The 20,875-nt window shown below is 67.3% G+C and carries 20 protein-coding genes; all 20 read right to left on the reverse strand.

The features are described from left to right. Positions 1–65 precede the first annotated feature (65 nt). The 20 genes from MJ785_RS06990 to MJ785_RS07085 all read right to left on the reverse strand — a co-directional run bounded on the left by MJ785_RS06990 (position 66) and on the right by MJ785_RS07085 (position 20,861). Positions 66–332 (reverse strand): F0F1 ATP synthase subunit epsilon, encoded by a 267-nt coding sequence (locus MJ785_RS06990; RefSeq protein ID WP_239311816.1) that lies wholly within the window; start codon positions 330–332, stop codon positions 66–68. A gap of 206 nt (positions 333–538) precedes the next feature. Next, on the reverse strand, positions 539–1,978 hold the full coding sequence (gene atpD, locus MJ785_RS06995; protein ID WP_239332928.1) for a F0F1 ATP synthase subunit beta: 1,440 nt from the start codon (positions 1,976–1,978) through the stop codon (positions 539–541). Positions 1,979–2,132: 154 nt separating this feature from the next. After that, positions 2,133–3,032: a F0F1 ATP synthase subunit gamma gene (locus MJ785_RS07000; RefSeq protein WP_239311520.1), complete on the reverse strand. Its 900-nt coding sequence runs from the start codon at positions 3,030–3,032 to the stop codon at positions 2,133–2,135. 4 nt (positions 3,033–3,036) lie between these two features. Continuing rightward, a complete protein-coding gene (gene atpA, locus MJ785_RS07005; RefSeq protein ID WP_239311518.1) occupies positions 3,037–4,689 on the reverse strand; it encodes a F0F1 ATP synthase subunit alpha in 1,653 nt (550 codons plus the stop codon). 74 nt (positions 4,690–4,763) lie between these two features. After that, complete coding sequence (locus MJ785_RS07010; RefSeq protein ID WP_239347943.1) at positions 4,764–5,609, reverse strand: F0F1 ATP synthase subunit delta; 846 nt, start codon at positions 5,607–5,609, stop codon at positions 4,764–4,766. Positions 5,610–5,612: 3 nt separating this feature from the next. Continuing rightward, positions 5,613–6,197: a F0F1 ATP synthase subunit B gene (locus tag MJ785_RS07015; protein WP_239311514.1), complete on the reverse strand. Its 585-nt coding sequence runs from the start codon at positions 6,195–6,197 to the stop codon at positions 5,613–5,615. Positions 6,198–6,213: 16 nt separating this feature from the next. After that, positions 6,214–6,462, reverse strand: a complete 249-nt coding sequence (locus tag MJ785_RS07020) for a F0F1 ATP synthase subunit C (protein WP_239311513.1) — start codon at positions 6,460–6,462, stop codon at positions 6,214–6,216. A gap of 66 nt (positions 6,463–6,528) precedes the next feature. Further along, a complete protein-coding gene (gene atpB, locus MJ785_RS07025; RefSeq protein ID WP_239311511.1) occupies positions 6,529–7,416 on the reverse strand; it encodes a F0F1 ATP synthase subunit A in 888 nt (295 codons plus the stop codon). A 392-nt stretch (positions 7,417–7,808) separates the two neighbouring features. Continuing rightward, on the reverse strand, positions 7,809–7,955 hold the full coding sequence (locus MJ785_RS07030; protein ID WP_239374449.1) for a F0F1-ATPase subunit family protein: 147 nt from the start codon (positions 7,953–7,955) through the stop codon (positions 7,809–7,811). Between the two features lie 179 nt (positions 7,956–8,134). Then, on the reverse strand, positions 8,135–8,575 hold the full coding sequence (locus MJ785_RS07035; RefSeq protein ID WP_239311507.1) for a hypothetical protein: 441 nt from the start codon (positions 8,573–8,575) through the stop codon (positions 8,135–8,137). Beyond that, positions 8,572–9,681 carry an MraY family glycosyltransferase gene (locus tag MJ785_RS07040; protein ID WP_239332942.1) on the reverse strand — a complete coding sequence of 370 codons (1,110 nt, stop codon included), beginning with the start codon at positions 9,679–9,681 and terminating at the stop codon, positions 8,572–8,574. The genes MJ785_RS07035 and MJ785_RS07040 overlap by 4 nt, the downstream gene beginning before the upstream one ends. A gap of 101 nt (positions 9,682–9,782) precedes the next feature. Continuing rightward, positions 9,783–11,039 carry a serine hydroxymethyltransferase gene (glyA, locus tag MJ785_RS07045; protein ID WP_239311502.1) on the reverse strand — a complete coding sequence of 419 codons (1,257 nt, stop codon included), beginning with the start codon at positions 11,037–11,039 and terminating at the stop codon, positions 9,783–9,785. A 184-nt stretch (positions 11,040–11,223) separates the two neighbouring features. Then, entirely contained in the window at positions 11,224–11,898 is a 675-nt protein-coding gene (locus MJ785_RS07050; RefSeq protein WP_239347944.1) for an L-threonylcarbamoyladenylate synthase, read from the reverse strand. A gap of 67 nt (positions 11,899–11,965) precedes the next feature. Then, positions 11,966–12,934: a peptide chain release factor N(5)-glutamine methyltransferase gene (prmC, locus tag MJ785_RS07055; protein WP_239380220.1), complete on the reverse strand. Its 969-nt coding sequence runs from the start codon at positions 12,932–12,934 to the stop codon at positions 11,966–11,968. After that, entirely contained in the window at positions 12,931–14,001 is a 1,071-nt protein-coding gene (gene prfA / locus MJ785_RS07060; protein WP_239311496.1) for a peptide chain release factor 1, read from the reverse strand. Before prfA ends, prmC begins: the two co-directional genes overlap by 4 nt. Before the next feature lie 249 nt (positions 14,002–14,250). Further along, positions 14,251–14,490 carry a 50S ribosomal protein L31 gene (gene rpmE, locus MJ785_RS07065; protein WP_239332952.1) on the reverse strand — a complete coding sequence of 80 codons (240 nt, stop codon included), beginning with the start codon at positions 14,488–14,490 and terminating at the stop codon, positions 14,251–14,253. Positions 14,491–14,645: 155 nt separating this feature from the next. Beyond that, positions 14,646–16,895 carry a transcription termination factor Rho gene (gene rho / locus MJ785_RS07070; protein ID WP_239380221.1) on the reverse strand — a complete coding sequence of 750 codons (2,250 nt, stop codon included), beginning with the start codon at positions 16,893–16,895 and terminating at the stop codon, positions 14,646–14,648. A 479-nt stretch (positions 16,896–17,374) separates the two neighbouring features. After that, positions 17,375–18,421 (reverse strand): homoserine kinase, encoded by a 1,047-nt coding sequence (locus MJ785_RS07075; RefSeq protein ID WP_239308647.1) that lies wholly within the window; start codon positions 18,419–18,421, stop codon positions 17,375–17,377. After that, positions 18,418–19,530 carry a threonine synthase gene (gene thrC, locus MJ785_RS07080; protein WP_370651440.1) on the reverse strand — a complete coding sequence of 371 codons (1,113 nt, stop codon included), beginning with the start codon at positions 19,528–19,530 and terminating at the stop codon, positions 18,418–18,420. Before thrC ends, MJ785_RS07075 begins: the two co-directional genes overlap by 4 nt. Positions 19,531–19,577: 47 nt before the next feature. Further along, positions 19,578–20,861 (reverse strand): homoserine dehydrogenase, encoded by a 1,284-nt coding sequence (locus MJ785_RS07085; RefSeq protein WP_239308646.1) that lies wholly within the window; start codon positions 20,859–20,861, stop codon positions 19,578–19,580. Between the last annotated feature and the right edge of the window lie 14 nt (positions 20,862–20,875).

Here is a 20,875-nt window from a genome sequence, read left to right on the forward strand (position 1 = left end):
AGGCGCTCCAAAGCGCGGCGCGACGATGGCTTTTCGCGCCGCCGGTCGCCCCGGCGCCAGCGGGGTCAGTCCGTGCCCGCCAGGAGCGCGTGTTCGGCGAGGATGCTGACACCCTGTTTGGTCACGGAGAGAAATCCGCCGTCGACCTCCACGGTCAGTGTGCTGTCGCCGGTCTTGACCCGCACCTGCCCGCCCTCGACAAGCACCCCGAGCAGCGGGACGTGCCCGGCGAGCACACCGAGCTCACCTTCCGTGGTCCGTGCGACGACCATGTCGGCCTCCCCTGACCATACTTCCTTCTCCGGCGAGACGATCGCCACCCGCATCGGCATCGCGCTGCCGTCCTTCCCGCTGTCGTCGGCCCTCGACCCCGCGGATCGCGGAAGCCGTGCAGTTGGTGAATCCGGTCGTTCATCGGGAACACGACCGGCCCGGCTCCGACCGCTATCGGGGAAACCGGCAAGGCCGAAGACCGCGCGATCATGATTTTCACGCGCGGCCAGCGACCCGGAAGCCTCGGTACCAGAAGGCCTCGGTACTAGAGCTCCTTCGCTTTCTTCTCCGCGTCCTCGATCCCGCCACACATGAAGAACGCCTGTTCCGGGAGGTGGTCGTAGTCGCCTTCGGTCAGCTTCTTGAAGGACTTGATCGTATCTTCGAGCGGGACGAACTTACCCGGGATGCCGGTGAACTGCTCGGCGACAAAGAAGGGTTGCGACAGGAACCGCTGGATACGCCGCGCCCGGTTGACGAGGATCTTGTCCTCTTCGGAAAGCTCGTCGATACCCAGGATGGCGATGATGTCCTGCAGATCCTTGTAACGCTGCAGGATGCGCTGCACCTCACGCGCCACGTCGTAGTGATCCTGCCCCAGATAACGGGCGTCAAGAATGCGTGAACTCGAGTCGAGCGGGTCAACCGCTGGATAGATCCCCAGATCGGAAATGGCCCGGGAAAGCACCGTGGTCGCGTCGAGGTGCGTGAACGTGGTGTGCGGGGCCGGGTCGGTGATGTCGTCCGCGGGTACGTAGATCGCCTGGAGCGAAGTGATCGAGTGGCCGCGCGTGGAGGTGATCCGCTCCTGCAGGACGCCCATCTCGTCGGCCAGGGTGGGCTGATAGCCCACCGCGCTCGGCATGCGTCCGAGCAGGGTCGAGACCTCGGCACCAGCCTGGGTGAAACGGAAAATGTTGTCGATGAACAGCAACACGTCCTGCTTCTGGACGTCCCGGAAGTACTCCGCCATGGTCAGCGCGGCGAGCGCGATCCGCAGCCGGGTGCCCGGGGGCTCGTCCATCTGCCCGAAGACCAGCGCGGTGTCCTTGATGACGCCGGCTTCGGTCATCTCCAGGAACAGGTCGTTGCCCTCCCGGGTGCGCTCGCCGACCCCGGCGAACACCGACACGCCTTCGAACTGCGTGGCGACACGGTTGATCATTTCCTGGATGACAACCGTCTTGCCGACGCCGGCACCACCGAACAGACCAATCTTCCCACCGCGCACGTAGGGTGCCAGCAGGTCGATGACCTTGATGCCGGTCGTGAACATCTCCGTCTTCGACTCAAGCTGGTCGAACGGGGGCGCCGACGCGTGGATCGATCTGCGTACGTCGGTAGCGATGCTTTCGACGTCAAGTGGCTCGCCGAGCACATTGAACAGGTGCCCCTTGGTGGCGTTGCCAACAGGAACCGTGATCGGTGAGCCGGTGTCCTGAACCGGTGCCCCACGCACCAGACCGTCGGTCTGCTGCATGGAGATCGCCCGAACGGTGTTGTCACCGATGTGCTGCGCGACCTCGAGCGTCAGCGTTGCGGTCTGCCCGTCGATGGTGCGCTCGACGCGCAGCGCACGGTAGATCTCGGGGATCTCGTCGGGCGCGAACTCCACATCGACGACCGGGCCGATAACACGGGCGACCCGGCCGATCCCAGGGGCCTTGCCCTCCACCGCGGCGGGCGAGGTAGTGGTGACGGTCATGGCGTCCTCTGCTTCATCAAGGTGCCCTCCGCGACTGACGGCTCCGCCAGGAGGCCAGCGACTTCAAGCGGTTCATCTGCATGTCATACCCCGAAGTCACCGGCGGCTCTTCCCGCGGCCGGTGACTTCGAGCATTCTTCGGTGTAACGGTCGGCTAGGAAACCTGGGCGAGGGCGTTGGCCCCGCCGACGATTTCCGATATCTCCTGAGTGATGGCGTCCTGACGAGCCGCGTTCGCCCGGCGGGTGTAGGTCTTAATCAACTCACCGGCGTTGTCAGTCGCGGATTTCATCGCTCGCTGGCGGGCCGCCGACTCGGACGCCGCGGACTCCAGCAGCGCCGCGTGCAACCGGCTCTCGACGTAGCGAGGGAGCAGCGCGTCGAGCACGCCCTCCGCGGACGGTTCGAACTCGTACTGCGGAAGCGGGCCGCCAGGTGGGGGCTCGGCGGTCGCCTCCAGCACAAGCGGCAGAATGCGGTGCGCAACCGGTCGCTGGGCCAGGGTGTTGACGTACTCGGTGTAGACGACATGGATCTCGTCCACCCGGTCGCTCTCCCCCGACGGGTCCAGGAAGCGCGCGATCAACGCATCGGCCACTTCCTTGGCGTTGTCGTAGCCCGGCTGTTCGGAGAAACCGATGAACTCGCCGGCCAGCTCCCGACCACGGAAACGGTAGTACGTGACGGCCTTGCGCCCGACCGCGTACAGGACCGGCTCCTTGCCCTCCGCGCGCAGCAGCTCCAGCAGCTCACCCGTCCGGCGCAGCACGTTGGCGTTGTAACCACCAGCAAGGCCGCGGTCACTGGTGACCACGAGGATCGCGGCTCGCCGCGGATCTGTGCGTTCGGTCGTCAGCGGGTGACGAATAGTGGTCTGCGACGCCACCGCGGAGATTACTCGGGTGATCTCGTCCGCGTACGGCCGGGAAGCGGCAACCCTCGCCTTGGCCTTCACGATCCTGGATGCGGCAATGAGTTCCATCGCGCGGGTAATCTTCTTGGTCGACTGAATCGAGCGGATGCGGCGCCGGTACTCACGGAGCTGGCCGGCCACGTCCTCAGTCCTCGTCCTTCGGCTTCGCCTGATGGATCTTGATAGCTTCCCGCTCCACCTCGGACGGGTCCAGGCTCTCCGGCAGCGGCTCGTTGACCAGCGGCAGCCCGCCCGACAGCGTGAACTCGGCCTTGAACTTCGCGACCAGCTGCTCGAGCGCGCTGACGGTGTCGTCGTCCAGCTTGCCCGTACCCTGGATGGTCCGGTAGACCCCCGGCTGGATCCGCTCGATGAAGTCGAGGAACTCACGCTCGAAGCGGCGGATGTCCGCGACCGGCACATCGTCGAGCTGCCCGGATGTACCCGCCCAGATCGATACAACCTGCCGCTCGACCGGGAAGGGCTCGTACTGCGGCTGCTTGAGCAGTTCGACCATGCGCGCGCCCCGCTCAAGCTGCGCCCGCGAGGCCTTGTCGAGATCCGAGCCAAACGCGGAGAAGGCCTCCAGCTCGCGGTACTGCGCGAGGTCGAGGCGCAGCCGCCCCGCGACCGACTTCATCGCCTTGATCTGGGCGCTCCCGCCCACGCGGGAGACCGAGGTACCGACGTTGATCGCCGGACGGACACCCTGGTTGAACAGGTCGGTCTCCAGGAAGATCTGCCCGTCGGTGATGGAGATGACGTTCGTCGGAATGTAGGCGGAGATGTCGTTGCCCTTGGTCTCGATGATCGGCAAACCGGTCAGGGAGCCGGCACCGAGCTCGTCCGACAGCTTCGCGCATCGCTCCAGCAGCCTGGAGTGCAAGTAGAAGACGTCGCCGGGATAAGCCTCACGGCCCGGCGGGCGGCGCAGCAACAGCGAGATCGCCCGGTATGCCTCAGCCTGCTTCGACAGGTCGTCAAAAACGATCAGCCCGTGCTGGCCGTTGTACATCCAGTGCTGACCGATTGCCGACCCCGTATAGGGTGCGAGGTACTTCAGGCCGGCTGGCTCGTCAGCGGGCGCCGCCACGATGGTCGTGTAGGCCAGCGCGCCGGTCTCCTCCAGCGTGTTGAGGACAGCCCGGATGGTCGACTTCTTCTGTCCGACCGCCACGTACACGCACTTGACCTGGAGCTTCGGATCCCCCGTCGCCCAGTTCTCCCGCTGGTTGATGATCGCGTCCAGTGCGACGGCGCTCTTGCCGGTCTGCCGGTCACCAATGATCAGCTGACGCTGGCCACGGCCGATGGCGGTCATCGCGTCCACCGCCTTGATACCGGTCTGGAGCGGCTCCTTGACCGGCTGGCGCTGGACGACCGTGGGTGCCTGCAGCTCCAGCGCTCGGCTCTCGGTGGAGACGATCTCGCCGAGCCCGTCGATCGGGCGGCCCAACGGATCGACCACCCGGCCGAGGAAACCGTCTCCGACCGGGACGGAGAGGATCTGGCCGGTGCGACGGACCTCCTGGCCTTCCTCGATGTGTTCGGAGTCACCGAGGATGACGCAGCCGATCTCGGCAACGTCAAGGTTCAACGCCAGGCCCAGCACGCCGCCGTGGAACTCCAGCAGCTCGTTGGTCATGACGTGCGGCAGGCCCTCGACCCGCGCGATGCCGTCGCCCGCGACGACGACCCGGCCGACCTCCTCACGCTCCCCGACGGATGCCTGGTAGGAGTCGACGTAGTCCCGGAGGGCGGCGCGGATTTCCTCCGGTCGAATGGAGAGCTCAGTCATCGCTTCGGTCCTTCAATAAATGGTGAGGGCACGTCCCGCAGGTCATGCGCGGTCTGGGTGTCCACGAGAGCGCTCTATCGGTGCAGTCGCCGGCGCGCGTCGGTGAGGCGGCGGAGGACGCTGCCGTCGACCACCTCGTCACCCACCCGCACGACAACGCCGCCCAGAACGGCCGGATCGACGTCCACCTGGAGCTGGACATCGCGACCAAAATACCGGCTGATCGCTGTCCGCAACCGAAAAATCTGGTCCCCCGCGAGAGGGACAGCCGTGCGCACCACAGCGACGAGCCGGTTCCGGCGGGCCGCCGCGATCACGGTCAGTTGCTCAAGACGGTGCTCAAGATCTCCATAGTAGCGCTCCGCAACCGCACGCTGGACGAGACGTGTCGTTACAGCCTTGGCCCTGCTGTCCAGCAACGTGGCCACGAGTTCCCGCTTCGCGGACCACGGGGCCGCCGGATCGCTGAGCGCCAACGACAGTTCGGGCGTCCGGTTGAGGATGCGGCCGAACCGGAACAGCTCGTCCTCCACATCGTCGAGGACGCCTTCGCGCTGTGCCTGGGCGAGCAGGACCTCGACCCCGAGCTCGGACACGGCACGCTGGAGATCGAGCGGCCGGGCCCACCGGCCGGTAGCCACAACCTGCAGGATGTCGAGAGCCGCTGCCGAGACCTTGGCATCGAACAGGCGGGCCGCGAGGCCGGAGCGGGCCGATCCGGGGGTGCCCGGATCAGCCAGCGCCCGGCGGATCGCCGGCTCCCGGCTGAGAAGATCCCCCACAGCTTCGAGATCGTCCGCCAGCCGGCCGAGATCGACCGGATAGTGGGACCGCATCCTGATGCCGGGTGGCGGAGGCATGGTCAACTCATCCAGGCGAGCACGCGCCGCGTCCAGAGAACGTCGGCTGGATCCCTCCACGCGTCAGCCCCCCGGACCAGCCGGAGCTGGGACGGCCGGCTCGCCTGGGTGCTCCAGGCCGGCTATGAAGTCGTCGACCAGTTGACGCTGGCGGTCATCGCGCTCCAGCTCATGGCCAACGATCTTCGTTGCCAGCTCGAGGGCGATGTCACCGACCTCACGCCGGAGCTGAGCGACGATCTGCGCCCGCTCCGCGGCGAGCTGTGCCTCGCCACGTGCCTTGATCTCGGCGACTTCCGCACCCGCCTGGGAACGCAGCTCCGCGAGGATCCGACCTCCCTGCTCACGGGCGTCCTCACGGATACGGGCGGCCTCGGTCTGCGCGTCGGCGAGCTGCGCCCGGTAGGAGGTGAGAAGTTCCTGAGCCTCCCGCTGAGCATGCTGGGCACGGGCGAGATTGCCCTCGATAGCCTCGGTCCGCTCGGCATACGCTCGCTTGATCTGCGGATAGACCTTCCAGAAGAAGAAGGCCACGAGCAGGCCGAACGACAAAGTACCGATCAGCAGCTCGCCAAGCGGGGGAATGAGGACGTTCTCGTCCGAATGCCCGCTCTCCCCGGCGGCTTGCAACAGTGTTGTGGCAACCACGGTGTCTCCCTCCGGCTTAGGGGAAGACGAACGGGACGACGAAACCGATCAGAGCCAGTGCTTCCGCCAGCGCGAAGCCAATGATCATATAGCGGAAGGCTACCTGCTCCGCTTCGGGCTGGCGGGCTATCGCCTGCACGCCCAAGCCGAAGATAAGGCCGATTCCAATACCCGGCCCGATGGCCGCCAAGCCGTAGGCCACCGCGCCAAGGGATCCGCTCACCTGATCGGCAGCAGCAAGCACCAAGGAAGGGGTGTCTGCCATCTCATATTCCTTTTCCAGTCGGGCACCGGGACCTGCCACGGTGCTGATCGGGGTGTCCGAACCTTTTTATGCGTGCGCTCCGGCGGGCGCCCCGCTCACTGCGTGAGCATGGTCAGCCGCGGGAGAACTCTCATGTCCGCCACCGGATTCGATCGCACCGGAGATGAAGGCGGCCGTGAGGATTGTGATGATGTACGCCTGCAAGCCGTCGATGACGAGTTCGAAGCCGGTCAGCACGATCGTCATGAGCAGCGAGGCGAGTCCGAAGACAAAGGGCGGCTTGGGTAGCAGGTACTCCGCGCCGAGCGAGAACACCAGCAGCAGGATGTGGCCGGCGAACATGTTCGCGAACAACCGGACCGCCAGCGTGAACGGCCGCACGAGCAGGGTCGACATGACCTCGATCGGTCCAAGGAGAACCTTGACGAAGACGGGCGCGGTCGGAGCCGGATTGATCATGTGGCCGAAGTACGCCCGGGCGCCGTTGGCCTTGATGCCGGCGTGGTTGAACAGCACGTACGTGACGGCGGAGAGAACGATCGGAATGGCGATTCGCGACGTCGGCGGGAACTGAGCGCCAGGGACAATCGCGAGCACATTACAGATGAGCACGAAGCTGAAGAGCACGAGGAGGTACGGGGTGTACTTCCGCCCGTTCTCCCCGATGACGTCCCGGGCGATCGACGTGTCGATGAAGTCATAGACCGACTCGCAGACGTTCTGCAGTCCGCGGGGCACGACCGTGGCCCGCCGGAAGGCGAGCCAGAAGAGCACACCGACGAAAAGCGCGGCGAAGATCCCCAGCGCAGTCGCCTTGTTCAGGTAAAAATGAACAGGCCCAAGATCGACATCGAACCAATGCGGCGGCTGGAACACCTCCTTGGTCGGGCCCTTGAAGCCCTCGTCAGCGAGGACCAGGGGTCCCGCGGGGACCGGCACGACGGACACCTCCATGATCAAAATATACTCTCACCAGCTGAGGAAGAGACGCAGCCGTACCGGCGGCGGTGTGGACTTACCCTATCTGGTTCAGGCGGGACAGCCCTTCCTGGCGCGGGTCGGCTCCCCCCGGGTAGGGCACCGCGCCACACATGACCATCCATCGACACAGCATGATCATGAGCCCGGCAGGACCAACGGGAGACACGACTCACACCAGATGTCCGTGAGTGGACACCCAGCACTGGCGATACTATCCACACCCCGTAGCGACCGGCATCAACTCCAGGCCGGCGAAGGCCTGTTCGCTCCCTTGTTTATCCGAAAGTAACCTACCAGTTCGTTTTTGTCATCTATGTCTCACGCTGAGAATTCGAATGAAGACGTTAAGCAACCATCGTGGCCGCCTAGAAACGCCGCGTAGCGCGACTGATCACGAGATAGAGCGAAGCAGCCATACCCACAAGGACGCCGACCGGCAGGAAGACGGTGCCGAGACCGACGAGCCGATCGATCCCGTAGCCGACCAGCCCCCAGAACCCGATTCCGGCCAACAGGGTACCGACCGCCGTCCAGGCCTCGTCAGAGATCAGGCCCGGCCGGTACGGGCGGCGTGGCGGTCCGTCACCGGCAGGCCGATCGGGGTCCCCGGCCGGGCGAGCAGTACTGTGATCACCTTGCCCTCCGCCACCGGGCTCCTGCCCGCTCTCCTCCGGATTCGGCTCGGCTTTGTTCACGTGTTCAGAGTGTCACGACGGGAGTCTTCCCGCGCCCGGAAGAGCGCGGGATCGTAAAACGGGACCCGGGTATGCGTGGCCACCCACAGCTCAGCCCCGAGCCAGCCGAAAACTCCCACAAAGATGGCCCAGGCGAAGGCGGTGAGGTCGATGGTGCTCGACCCTTCAAGGCTCACGAGCAGAGCACCCAGAATTACGATCTTCATAAGGTAGGTGCCGAGCGCAGCAGGTAGCACCATCGCCCTCGCGCGCCGGGCGACGACACTCACCACCACCTTGCTCGCTGTGAAGAAAAACCCGACCAGGCACAGGCCGAGCGCAACAGCGACAATCCCGGCCGTACCCCGGGCGACACCCGCGGCCACCAGGCCGGGCAGCGCAATGATGGCAAGCACGCCCAAACCAAGCCTGATCGTCCGCCCGGCAGAAACGATCATGCTCGCCGCACCGATCGCTGGCCACTCAGCAACAGCGCCAGGAGCCCGATCAGACCGAGGCCGACCACGGAGGCGAGAATGGGCAGCGGCTGCCGCGAGAAGGAGGCGGCCACCCCGCCAAAGCCGAGCAAAGCTGCCCAGAAGTACATGATGAGAACCGCGCGGACATGGGATTTCCCGATTTCCAGCATCCGGTGGTGCAGATGCATCTTGTCCGCGGCGAACGGCGACCGGCCGGCACGGGTCCGGCGGACCACGGCCAGCCCGAGGTCAATGAACGGCACCGCCAGCACGGCCAGTGGAACAGCCAGCGGAATCAGTGACGGCAGAGATCGGGACGGCCCGGCGTATCCGCCATAGGCGACCTGGCCGGTTACCGAGATCATGGAAGCGGCTGAGAGCAGGCCGACCAACATCGAGCCGGAGTCCCCCATGAACAGCCTGGCCGGGTTGAAATTGTGCGGCAGGAAGCCGAGGCACACCCCGGCGGTGACGGCGGCCAGTAACGCCGCCGGCGCCGCCCGGGAGAAGTGATTGATCACAGCAACCTCGTAGGCGAAGTAGAACGTGGCTCCCGCGGCAATTGCCGCAACCCCCGCGGCAAGACCGTCCAACCCGTCGATGAAGTTCATGGCGTTGACAAGAACGATCGTGGCGAGAATTGACAGCGGCACGGCTGTCTCCGGTCCGAGGCTGACGGTGGTGTCGCTGTCCGGATTGACAGCGAACGACCACTGGACGCCCAGCAGAACCATCACCCCGGCGGCCGCGACCTGACCCGCGAGCTTCGTCAGCGGATCCAGCGGCCACCGGTCGTCCACGACTCCGAGCAGGCAGATCACAATGGCCGCGGCACCCACCGCGTGTGGTTCGGCCCAGTCCCGCGAGACCGAGGACAGGAACGGCAGGTTATCGGCGACTTCCAGACCGGCCACGAGCCCCGCGAGCATGGCGAGCCCACCGAGACGCGGGGTCGGCACCGCATGTACGTCACGGTCACGGACGCCAGCGACGGCGCCGATCCAGATGGCGAAGCCCCGTGCGACCGGCGTGCACAGGAATGTGACCGCTGCCGACACCGCGAATACGAGCAGATACTCCCGCAACAGCCCGCAACCTTCGCTGATCTACCGCGCCGCCACCACGGCGTGCCTGATGGATGTTGGTCGATGTGGGCATTGATCCGTACGATCGAAGAAGACACGCCCTAGCGCTGGTAGACAGGATGCCGGCCGACCAGGACAGAGACCGCTCTGGCCACATCGGGGGCGGCGAGCGGGTCACGGACCGCTCGGGCGATCAGAGCCGCGATCTCCTTCATCTCGTCCTCCCGCATGCCCTGGGTGGTAACCGCCGGGGTGCCAACCCGGATACCGGAGGAAACCGCGGGCGGCTGCGGGTCATACGGGATGGCGTTCTTGTTCAGTGTGATCCGCGCGGCATCACACCGGGCTTCCGCGTCCTTACCGGTCACGCCAAGAGCGCGAAGATCGAATAGGGCGAGATGCGTGTCGGTGCCGCCGGCAACCGGCCGCACACCCTCCGCGGCGAGCCCGTCCGCGAGAGTCTGGGCGTTAGCGATGACCTGACGTGCGTAGTCAGCGTAGGCGGGGGTGGCGGCCTCCCGCAACGCCACCGCCTTGGCCGCGACCGCGTGCATGAGCGGGCCGCCCTGGCTGAACGGGAACACCGCCTTGTCGATCCGCTGGGCCAGCTCCTCGCGGCAGAGGATCATTCCACCCCGCGGCCCACGCAGGACCTTGTGAGTAGTGAAACTGACCACGTCGGCATAGGGCACCGGGCTGGGGATGGCCCCGCCCGCCACCAGACCGATGAAGTGCGCGGCATCGACCACCAGCCATGCCCCGACCTCGTCGGCGACCGAGCGGAAGGCGGCGAAGTCAATCAGCCGGGGATACGCGGTGGCGCCACAGATAATCATTTTAGGTCGATGCTGACGCGCGAGGTCGCGGACCTCGTCATAGTCGATCATTTCGGTGTCTTCGCGCACCCCGTAGGCGACGACATCGAACCACTTCCCGCTGAAGTTGACCCGACTACCATGAGTAAGATGACCGCCGTGCGGCAGCGACATCGCCAGCACGGTGTCACCGGGCGCGAGTAGCGCGGCGTACACCGCGAAGTTGGCCTGCGCTCCGGAGTGTGGCTGCACGTTCGCGTGCTCGGCGCCGAAGAGCTTCTTCGCTCGAGCGATGCCGATCTCCTCCGCGCGGTCAACGACCTGGCAGCCACCGTAGTAGCGACGGCCCGGGTAGCCCTCGGCGTATTTGTTCGACAACGTCGACCCGAGGGCCGCCAGCACCGCCGGCGAGGTGAAGTTCTCGCTCGCGATGAGCTGAAGACCCCCACGGAGCCGGTCCAGTTCGGCCAGGACGACGTCCGCGATCTCGTGGTCCTCGGCCTGGAGCTGATCGAAGTCCGGGCCCCAGAACGGGGTGCTCATAAGCTGCCTCTCCTCGTGCGCGCCGCGCGCCTGGCCCTGGCCGCGCGATTGCGCCGTCCGCGCGAAGGCCGCCGGGCCGGAAGCGGCCAGACAGGGGAGTGTCCCGATCGCAACGCCCCGTCCTCGGCTGGTCCAACCCCCGCCCCGACAGCTTACGGCGTGGGGCCGCGACCGGCCGAGGGTGTCATGCGGTCGCGGCGGGTTCCTGCACGGAGGACAGCACCTCGCGCAGCGCCGCCATACCGATCGCGCCCGTCCGCAGCACCCGCGGGACCTCACCGGTACAGTCAACGATCGTCGACGCGATGCCGGCCGAGCACGGACCGCCGTCAAGGTACACCTCAACAGAATCACCGAGCTGCGCCATGGCGTCATCCACCGTGGTCGCGGGTGGCTGGCCGCTGATGTTCGCGCTGGACACGGCCATCGGCCCGGTACGGCCAAGCAGTTCAATCGCGACCGGGTGCAGCGGCATCCGCACCGCCACAGTGCCACGGGCATCACCGAGATCCCAGCTCAACGACGGCGCGTATGGCACGACCAAGGTCAGCCCACCCGGCCAGAATGCCCGGACCAGGTCCCTGACCGGCTCGGTAACCCGCTCGACAAGCCCGTCCAGGGTGCGCCACGAGCCAACGAGCACCGGCACCGGCATGTCCCGGCCACGGCCTTTGGCCGCGAGCAGCGCGCGGACCGCGACCTGATCGAAGGCGTCCGCACCCACGCCGTACAGGGTGTCAGTGGGCAACACGACGAGCCGGCCGTGGCGCACCGAGCGGACGGCTGCCTCCAGCCCGGCCGCACGCTGTCCGGGGTCCGTGCAGTCATACCGTTCGCTTGCCGACTCCCTTGGCCTCACTGGCTCCCCCATTACTTCAGCGATCCTTCATCACAGTCCGGCAGCACAGCACATCACCAGTGCGCGTCTACCGCTCCCGCGACCGGCGTGACGCCGAGACGAACCGGTCCCGCCCCGCCAGGTCGAGATGGTCCTGGACATCCTCCCAGCAGCCGGAGTCACGCAGCAGCGCAGGGACTGCCGAGCCGTGGCGGTCGGAATGTTCGATCACCAGCTTCCCGCCGTCCCGCAGCAGGTCACTCGCCACCCGTACGACCGCGCGGACCCCCGCCAGACCATCCGGCCCGGCCCACAGGGCAGCGGGCGGATCATGTATGCCGACCTCGGGATCAACCTTGTCCCGTTCGTCGTCCCACAGGTACGGCGGGTTGCTCACCACGAGATCGACTCGACCTACCAGGTCTGCCAACTGCTGGACAACCGCCGTAGCTGGCTCGCGACCGTCGTTGCGGCCATGCCCAGCCGGGTCGATCCCGACATCGGCGCGATGCAGCGTCACCCGGCTGTCGGTACCGACAAAACCATGATCGACGATGTTGCGACCTGCCCACACCAAGGCTTCCGGATCAACGTCGACGGCGTGTACGCACGCGCCGGGCAGTTCCTCCGCGAGCGCGAGGGCGATCGCGCCGGAACCAGTACAAAGATCCACACAGATCGGCCGCGCCCAGCCAGCCGCTCGAACCGCGTCGAGGGCCCATCCGACCACGACTTCGGTCTCCGGCCGGGGTATGAACACCCCGGGGCCCACCGCCAGGGTGAGATAACGGAACCCGACGCTGCCGACCAGGTGCTGGAGGGGCACCCGCGCGGCCCGACGGGCGACCAGATCCTGAAACCGGTCCTGAAACCGGTCCTGATCCGCCAGCGTGATGGCCGTCGTCCGCCGCAGCCGCCACCGGGGCTCGCCGGTGACATACGCGGCGAGCTGTTCAGCGTCCGACCGGGGGCTTGGCACCCCGGCCGCGGCGAGAGTGGTGACCGCGCTGTCCAGCACATGCGCGGCCAGCCCGGCGCTGGGCTCACCGGACGTCATGACCCGGCCCCGGCCGAAAGCCTCGCCGCCAGGTCCGCCGCGACAAGAGCGTCCAGTACCTCGTCAAGCTCACCGTCGAGTACCTGATCGAGATTGTGCGCCTTGAAACCGACCCGATGATCGCTGATCCGGTTCTCCGCGAAGTTGTAGGTACGGATCCGCTCGGAGCGGTCCACCGTGCGAACCTGGCTGGCCCGTGCCGCCGATGCCTCCGCCTGCGCCCGCTCGCGGGCCGCCGCGAGGAGCCGTGCGCGCAGGATCCGCAGCGCCGACTCCTTGTTCTGCAACTGGCTTTTCTCGTTCTGGCAGGACACCACCAGACCGCTGGGAAGATGGGTGATACGCACTGCCGAGTCCGTCGTGTTGACGCTCTGCCCACCGGGGCCCGAGGAGCGGTACACGTCGATGCGCAGCTCGTTGGGGTCGATATCGACCTCGACATCCTCAGCTTCGGGAAGTACCAGCACTCCGGCCGCCGAGGTGTGGATGCGACCGGCCGACTCGGTGACCGGAACCCGCTGGACCCGGTGGACACCGCCCTCGAACCGCAGCCGCCCGAACACGCCGCCGGTGGTCATCCGGCCAGCCTTCACCGCCACGCTCACGTCCCGGTAGCCGCCGAGATCGCTGGGATTCGCGTCCAGGATCTCGGTCCGCCAGCCGCGTCGCTCAGCGTAGCGCAGGTACATCCGCAGCAGGTCGCCAGCGAACAGCGCCGACTCCTCACCGCCCGCGCCCGCCTTGATTTCCATAATCGCATCACGGGCGTCGTCGGGATCGGTGGGCACCAGATGGGTGTGCAGCCGGTCCCGCAACACCGCGTGCGTGGCCTCAAGCTCCGCGACCTCGGCGCGGAACGAGGCATCCTCGGCGGCGAACTCCCGGGCGGTCGCGAGGTCCGCATCGACCCGGTCCAGCTCACGCGCGGTCTCCACGACCGGGGCCAGCTCCGCGTACCTGCGGCCGAGGCTGCGTGCCAGAATCGGGTCAGCGTGCACAGACGGATCGGCGAGACGGTCCTCCAGCTCGGCGTGCTCGGCAAGCAGACCGTCGAGTGGAGTGGTCATTTCGGGAATCTCCTGGTCTAGAGAGCCAACGGCGGTATGATCATTGTTTCATCGCGTCGCCGGAGGCCCGCCTGACCCCCCAAAGGACTTCCAGCGCCGACCGCTAAGCGAGCCGATGAAAACATCGATCATGACTCTAACCCGCGCCAGCGGCGGCCCCGTGGGCCACTGGGACCCAAACCGCTGACAGACGCCACGCAGCGCCCGCGCCACTGTCACACCGGGCACGGGCGCTGCGGGCGCGTTACCTCACTTCGTCCCAGGCCCAGGCTTGTCACCCGGACGACGGCGGCCGAAGCGCCGCTCGAACTTCTCGACCCGACCGCCGACATCCAGGATCTTCTGCTTGCCAGTGTAGAACGGGTGGCACTGTGAGCACACTTCGGCGTTGATCACGCCGTCCGACTTGGTGCTACGGGTGGTGAAGGTCGAACCGCAGGTGCAGACAACCGTGGTCTCACGGTACGCCGGATGAATATCAGCCTTCATGATCCTTCTTCCCGAAGTGGCCGCCGGGTCGCCCTGTCGCGGACGCGAGGACGTGAACCGGTGCCGGGTCTCAGCGTTCCAGTCTGCCAGAAGCTTCCGGCCATCCAGGGACAGCACCGTGTGGACGCTGCCCAGGGGGTCCGCACAACGGGTTCTCAGTCCTGGCCCGGAGTGGCAGTCGCGATCTGCATCAGGAACTCGTAGTTCGTCCGCGTCTTCTTCAGCCGCTCCAGCAGAAGGTCAAGCGCCTGCTGCGACTCCAGCGTGTGCAGAACCCGCCGCAGCTTGTGCATGATCACAAGTTCGTCCGGCGCAAGCAGGATGTCCTCCTTACGGGTTCCGGAGGGGTCGACATCGATCGCGGGGAAGATCCTCTTATCGGCAATCTTGCGATCGAGCTTGAGCTCGGCGTTGCCGGTCCCCTTGAACTCCTCGAAGATCACAGTATCCATCGTGGAGCCCGTCTCCACCAGGGCCGTGGCGATGATCGTCAACGACCCGCCGTTCTCGATGTTCCTGGCCGCGCCGAGGAAACGCTTCGGCGGGTAGAGCGCCGTGGAGTCCACGCCACCCGACAGGATCCGACCGGACGCGGGTGCGGCCAGGTTGTAGGCCCGCCCGAGCCGAGTGATCGAGTCGAGCAGCACGACGACGTCCTCACCCAGTTCCACCAGGCGCTTGGCCCGCTCGATGGACAGTTCGGCGACGCTGGTGTGGTCCGACGGCGGTCGGTCGAACGTCGAGGCGATGACCTCGCCCTTGACCGACCGTTGCATGTCGGTCACCTCCTCCGGACGTTCATCGACGAGAACGACCATGAGGTGGCATTCCGGGTTGTTCGTGGTGATCGCGTTCGCGATGGCCTGCAGCACCATCGTCTTACCCGCCTTGGGCGGGCTGACAATCAGCGCGCGCTGCCCCTTACCGAGCGGCATCACCAGGTCGATCACCCGGGTGGTCAGCAGCTGCGGCTCGGTCTCCAACCGCAGCCGCTCCTGCGGGTAGAGCGGGGTGAGCTTGGTGAACTCGGGACGGTTTCGCGCCTCGTCGGGCTCCAGCCCGTTCACCGTGTCGAGCCGGACCAATGCGTTGTACTTGTCCCGCCGCTGCTCGCCCTCCTGCGGCGCCCGGACGACGCCGGTGATCGCGTCACCGCGGCGCAGGCCATGGCGACGGACCTGGGCCAAGCTCACATAGACATCGGTCGGGCCCGTCAGGTAACCGCTCGTGCGCACAAACGCGTAGTTGTCGAGAACGTCAAGAATACCCGCGACCGGGACCAGAACGTCGTCCTCGCGGACAATCGGCTCCGACTCGCTGAAACCGCCACCCTGGCGGCCACGATTACGGCCCCGCTCCCGGAACCGGCCGCGGTTACGCCGATTCCCGCCACCGAATTCGTCGTCGCGATCGCCCTGGCCACGATCGGCCTGGCCACGATCGGCCTGGCCACGATCAGCCTGGCCACGATCAGCCTGGCCACGATCAGCCTGGCCACGATCAGCCTGGCCACGATCGCCTTGGCCGCGATCAGCCGAGCCCCGTCCCCGGTCGCCCTGCTGGCGCCCCTGGCGCTCAGCCGCGACGGGACGGTCAACCGAGGCACGCTCCCCGTCGACCTGCTGACGCTCACGCCTGTCGTCTCGGCCACGCCCGCTGCCGTTCTCCGACACGCGAGGAACACTGGCCGGCTCGGCCACCGACGTGACGGGCACGCCGGCCACCGACGGTTCCGCTGGAGTGGTGGACGGCGCTGTGGCTGGGGTGGTGACCACCGGCGACGCGGCACCCGGCGCGGCTTCTTCCGTGCTGGCGGCCCGCACATTCTCGGATCCGCTCTCCGGACCGGGCGCGCTCGCCCCACCACGGGTCTCCCGCGAGCCAGACAGCGCGTCGGTCAGTGTCGTCTGCTCACCACCGGCTGTGGACGGGCTGCCCGATGCCCGAGAAGCCCCACGGCGGGTCCGGACACGCATAGCGCCCTCGGCCGGGGCCGCTGCCTCGGTTGAGGGCGCGGAGAGCGGAGGATTGGAGGAGACCGGAGGATTGACAGCGTCCCCTGCCTTTGTGGACGGAGTTGAGGTACTCCGGGCCGGCTGCGGGGCCGGTTGCGCCTCAGCGGCGGCCGCGGCCGGCCGGGCGGCGGTGGCAGCCGCACCTGCGGCGGCGCCGGCGGGAGTCTGAACGTTCTGGATGGCCGCGATGAGCTGCCCCTTTCGCAGGCGTCCCACGCCCTGAATACCCAACGAACTTGCCATGGCCTGCAGCTCCGGCAGGAGCATGGCTGAAAGGCCGGTGCCTGACCGCCGGCGTCGCGGAGAACCAGCGTCCACGGACGACGTCGGTGTCTGGGGCTCCGCGGACTCACGTGCGCTGTCAGGCAGCACGTCGGTGGTGTCGCTCAAGATGTTCCTTCCCTGAAGGGACCGGCTCAAGGGAGCCGGGTGACGCTTGTTGACCTTCTTCGCCCGGGCATCCCATGTGGAAACGATGTTCAGCGCCAGGTAGGCAAGCAGAGCGCCCGTGGACGGCGCTAACGGCTGAGCGCCGCGTGCGAACTCGTCAATCCCGCTGAGGACTTGTCGGTGCTGGCCGAGGCTTCGATGACGAGGCTGAGGCACCAAGTTCCGGCACCATGATCCGGCTACGATGAACCGGTAGCACCGGCGGGCGAGCACGCGCCGCGGCGGCAGCGAGTGCAGTCATCAGACTATCCAGACGGAGTCATCTGGGCAACAACCTTCGAGGGGCATTGCTTCGGAGTCCTCCGTTTCCAACCCGAGCCGCGACCATTTCGGCTGGATGTCGCCCTCAACGAGGATCTGGCCCGCGGTGCGGATGGGGGTTTCGGACACCGGGCCGGGTGGAACCCGAACCGACGGCGTCAGCCCGCGACGAGCTCGACCCGTGCTCCGTTCCTGTCCACAGGCAGATTGAACACGGTGAAGCTGTCCCCGCCACATGCGCGGGCAGCCTCGGCCTGCTCCGCCCCCACGGCCAGCGCCAGCACCGTCGGTCCAGAACCCGACAGCACGGCCGCCAGGCCCGCCGCTCGCAGCCGTCCGAGCAGATCGCGGGTCTCAGGCATGGACGGCAGGCGGTAAGGCTGGTGCAGCCGGTCGTCGGTAGCCGCCACCAACGCGTCCAGCCAGGACGCCGTACCCAACCGGCTGGCGCCGGGCTGACCGCCAGGAAGATGGCTCTCGCCAGGCCGGCCTGCCCACTCCTGACCGCCAGCCTGGATCCCCAACGTCTGTGCAGGCAACGTCTCCGGAGACAGGGTTCCTGACATCGCCACTGCTAACAAAGCCGCACGCCCCGCATTAACCGCGGCGTCGACATGCGGCACGTTAGCCGGCAATACCGCCCGCGCCACAGACGTCAACTGGCGGTGGGCGGGAATGAAGACTACAGGCTGTAGATCATCTGGCGGATCGATTCGAACTGCCTGCGGGCGACCGCCATTATCGTACCAAGCCACGGTGAATCCACCGTAGAGGACAGGGGCGATGTTGTCCGGATGACCCTCGATCTGACAGGCGAGCGCGAAGACGTCCGCGGTGCTCAGATGGCCCCCGCCCAACGCGCTCGCGGCAAGGAGGCCCGCCACGATGGCCGCGGCCGACGAACCGAGTCCACGGCCATGCGGGATGCGGTTGATACAGGTCAGGCTCAGCCCGGTCGGCCCGAGGCCGAGCGCGTCCAGCCCAGCCCGCAACGCGCGCGCGACCAAGTGGCTCTCGTCTCTGGTGCCATCGTCCTCGCCGGTCACGTCAATCGACAGGCCCGACTCCGTCACAACGACCGTCAGATCGTCGTAAAGGCCCAGCGCAAGCCCACAGGCGTCAAAACCCGGCCCAAGGTTCGCGCTGGTCGCCGGCACCCGCACGCTGACTCTGGCCGGCACCGGAGCCCGGGGCGCACGGCTCATGACCGCCGCAGATCAAGAGCCACGGCCGCGGCGGCAGCCGTCGCCGGTATGGTCACCGGCTTGGCCGCTCCGCTGATCGCCCAGTCCGGGTCCTTGAGCCCGTTGCCGGTCACCGTGCACACGACCCGTTCGCCGGCCTGGATGAGGCCGGCGGCACGCGCCTGGAGAAGCCCCGCCACGCTCGCCGCGCTGGACGGTTCGACGAACACGCCTTCCTTGTGCGCGAGCAGCCGGTAGGCCGAGAGGATCTGACGGTCGTCGACCGCGTCGATGGCGCCACCCGAGGCATCCCGGGCATCCAGCGCGAAAGCCCATGACGCGGGGTTGCCGATCCGGATCGCGGTAGCGATCGTCTGCGGTGTGGTGACCACACTGCCACGCACGATGGGCGCGGCGCCGGCCGCCTGGAAACCATGCATGCGGGGCCGGCCGGAACCGTGGAGTGTGTCGTCCTCGACATAGCCGCGCCAGTAAGCGGTGATGTTCCCGGCGTTCCCGACCGGCAGGCAGTGGGCATCGGGCGCCGCGCCCAGATCCTCGACGATCTCGAAGGCAGCGGTCTTCTGCCCTTCCAGGCGGAACGGGTTGACCGAATTGACGAGGGTGACCGGAAAGGTTTCGGCAAGGTCCCTGGCGACCCGCAGGCAGTCGTCGAAGGAGCCGTCAAGTTGCAGGAGCCGTGCCCCATGCACCAGCGCCTGCGCCAGCTTCCCTAACGCGATCTTTCCGCTGGGTACGAGCACGGCGCAGGTCAGCCCGGCACGAGCCGCGTACGCGGCGGCGCTCGCGCTGGTGTTACCGGTCGACGCGCAGATCACCGCCTGCGAGCCCGCCTCGACCGCGCGGCTGATCGCCATGGTCATCCCACGGTCTTTGAACGAGCCGGTCGGATTGGAACCCTCGACCTTGAGATGGACCTCACACCCGGTCACCGCGGAGAGATGCTCCGCCGGCAGCAGCGGGGTTCCGCCTTCCCGGAGGGTCACCACCGGGGTGTCCGCGGAGACCGGCAGGCGGTCCCGATATTCCTCGATCACGCCGCGCCACACCCGCCGGCTGCGGTTGACCGAGCCCGGAGCTCCTCCAGCCGCGGCCGCGGCCGCGGGCATGCCCGTCATCCGCGGCTGCGGCTGCGATGCCGCCACTGGCGATGTCGTCACAGCTCACCTCCCTCTACCCGCATCACACCCGCGACCGCCCGGACGACGTCCAGTTCCCGCAGCTCCTCGACTGTCGCGGACAGTGCCGCGTCACTGGCGCTGTGCGTGATCAGAACAAGACTCGCGTCGTCGCCATGGCCGTCTTGGCGGACACTCTGTATGGAAACGTCCCGATGGGCGAATGCGGCGGCGACCGAGGCGAGCACTCCGGTCTTGTCCGTCACATCCAGGTTGATGTGGTAACGGGTCACGGTGGCGCCTATTGGCAGCACAGGCAGCTCGGCGTAGGCCGACTCGCCCGGACCCCGGCGGCCGGCCAGCCGGTTGCGCGCCACCGCCACCAGATCGCCCAACACCGCGGAGGCGGTCGGTGAACCGCCCGCCCCGCGACCGTAGAACATCAGTTGCCCAGCCGCATCCGCCTCGACGAACACGGCGTTGAACGCCTCCCGGACTCCGGCGAGCGGATGGGAACGGGGAATCATCGCCGGATGCACCCGCACACTCACGCCCGGCGTCTGCGGTGACCGTTCGGCAATGGCCAGCGCCTTGACCGTGCACCCCATCGCGCGGGCGCTGGCGATGTCCGCGGCGGTGACGCCGCCGATGCCCTCCCGATAGACGTCGGCCAGCGTGACCCGGGTATGAAAGGCGAGCTGCGCAAGGATCGAGGCCTTGGCGGCGGCGTCGAATCCATCGATGTCCGCGCTCGGGTCGGCCTCCGCATATCCGAGGGTGGTCGCCTCGTCGAGCGCCTCGGCAAACCCGGCACCGGTTTCGTCCATCCGGGTGAGGATGAAGTTGGTGGTGCCGTTGACGATGCCGAGCACCCGTCGGACGCGATCACCGGCGAGGCTCTCCCGCAGCGGGCGCAGCAGCGGGATCGCACCGGCGACCGCGGCCTCGTCGTAGAGGTCCACGCCGTGTTCGGCCGCCGCGCCGTACAGCGCGGCACCGTGGGTGGCCAGCAGCGCCTTGTTCGCGGTCACCACCGATTTTCCCGCGCCGAGCGCCGCGTGCAGCCAGGTGCGGGCCGGCTCGATGCCGCCCACCACCTCGACGACAATGTCGATGTCCTCCCGGGTCGCGAGCCCTTCCGCATCCGTGGTGAAGATCCTTGGATCGACCGGCAGGTCGCGGACCACCGACAGGCGGCGGACCGCGATACCGGCGAGGTCCAGGGGCGCGCCCACCCGAGCGGCGAGGTCCTCGGCGTGGGTGTGCAGGAGCCGGACGACCTCACCCCCGACCACACCGCACCCGAGCAGGGCAATCCTCATCCCGCGTTCCTCAC

The sequence above is a fragment of the Protofrankia sp. CiT1 genome, assembly GCF_917627335.1.
Lineage (GTDB): Bacteria > Actinomycetota > Actinomycetes > Frankiales > Frankiaceae > Protofrankia.

Excerpts from the sequence above, each read along its gene's own strand:
- MJ785_RS06990 (WP_239311816.1), bottom strand. The coding sequence starts at position 332 with ATGCCGATGCGGGTGGCGATCGTCTCGCCGGAGAAGGAAGTATGGTCA.
- atpB (WP_239311511.1), bottom strand. The coding sequence starts at position 7,416 with ATGGAGGTGTCCGTCGTGCCGGTCCCCGCGGGACCCCTGGTCCTCGCT.
- MJ785_RS07035 (WP_239311507.1), bottom strand. The coding sequence starts at position 8,575 with ATGATCGTTTCTGCCGGGCGGACGATCAGGCTTGGTTTGGGCGTGCTT.
- prmC (WP_239380220.1), bottom strand. The coding sequence starts at position 12,934 with ATGACGTCCGGTGAGCCCAGCGCCGGGCTGGCCGCGCATGTGCTGGAC.
- atpD (WP_239332928.1), bottom strand. The coding sequence starts at position 1,978 with ATGACCGTCACCACTACCTCGCCCGCCGCGGTGGAGGGCAAGGCCCCT.
- thrC (WP_370651440.1), bottom strand. The coding sequence starts at position 19,530 with ATGCCCGCGGCCGCGGCCGCGGCTGGAGGAGCTCCGGGCTCGGTCAAC.
- prfA (WP_239311496.1), bottom strand. The coding sequence starts at position 14,001 with ATGACCACTCCACTCGACGGTCTGCTTGCCGAGCACGCCGAGCTGGAG.
- MJ785_RS07085 (WP_239308646.1), bottom strand. The coding sequence starts at position 20,861 with ATGAGGATTGCCCTGCTCGGGTGCGGTGTGGTCGGGGGTGAGGTCGTC.
- MJ785_RS07020 (WP_239311513.1), bottom strand. The coding sequence starts at position 6,462 with ATGGCAGACACCCCTTCCTTGGTGCTTGCTGCTGCCGATCAGGTGAGC.
- atpA (WP_239311518.1), bottom strand. The coding sequence starts at position 4,689 with ATGACTGAGCTCTCCATTCGACCGGAGGAAATCCGCGCCGCCCTCCGG.
- glyA (WP_239311502.1), bottom strand. The coding sequence starts at position 11,039 with ATGAGCACCCCGTTCTGGGGCCCGGACTTCGATCAGCTCCAGGCCGAG.
- MJ785_RS07075 (WP_239308647.1), bottom strand. The coding sequence starts at position 18,421 with ATGAGCCGTGCGCCCCGGGCTCCGGTGCCGGCCAGAGTCAGCGTGCGG.
- rpmE (WP_239332952.1), bottom strand. The coding sequence starts at position 14,490 with ATGAAGGCTGATATTCATCCGGCGTACCGTGAGACCACGGTTGTCTGC.